Below are 582 nucleotides of genomic sequence, written 5' to 3'. Positions count from 1 at the left end.
TGGTGTCGATGGTGATGGACTTGGCCGTGGATTGGCCGCTGACATTGCCGGCCGCGTCGGTCGCCGTCGCCCGGATGCTGTGATTGCCATCGGCCAGGCTGCTGGACAAGCTGTAGTTCCATACCCCGCTGCCATTGGCGGTGGCGGTGCCCACCGCCGTGCCGTCCACATACACTGTCACCGCGCTATTGGCTTCCGCCGTGCCGGTTACCGTCGGCTGGTTGTTGGCGGTGATGCCGTCCGTGCTGCTGGCGCCGGTGTCTGTCGCCGCCGTCAACCCACTGACAGTCGGCGCGATCGGCGCGCTGGTGTCGATGGTGATGGACTTGGCCGTGGATTGGCCGCTGACATTGCCGGCCGCGTCGGTCGCCGTCGCCCGGATGCTGTGATTGCCATCGGCCAGGCTGCTGGACAAGCTGTAGTTCCATACCCCGCTGCCATTGGCCGTCTCCGTCCCCACCGCCGTGCCGTCGATATACACCGTCACTCGGCTGCCCGCTTCCGCTGTGCCGGTTATGGTAGGCCGGTTGTTGGCGGTGATGCCGTCCGTGCTGCTGGCGCCGGTGTCTGTCGCCGCCGTCA

1 protein-coding gene is annotated in these 582 nt (G+C 66.8%); it reads right to left on the bottom strand.

What is annotated here, in order from left to right; translation table 11 throughout:
• Positions 1-582, bottom strand: a 582-nt coding sequence (locus C2I19_RS17770) for an Ig-like domain-containing protein (RefSeq protein ID WP_199181255.1), incomplete at both ends; no start/stop codon positions are given.

It is taken from the genome of Chromobacterium alticapitis, from assembly GCF_002924365.1.
GTDB lineage: Bacteria > Pseudomonadota > Gammaproteobacteria > Burkholderiales > Chromobacteriaceae > Chromobacterium > Chromobacterium alticapitis.
The sequence above is the reverse complement of the archived record's forward strand: the minus strand, read 5'-3'. Positions and strand labels throughout refer to the sequence as shown.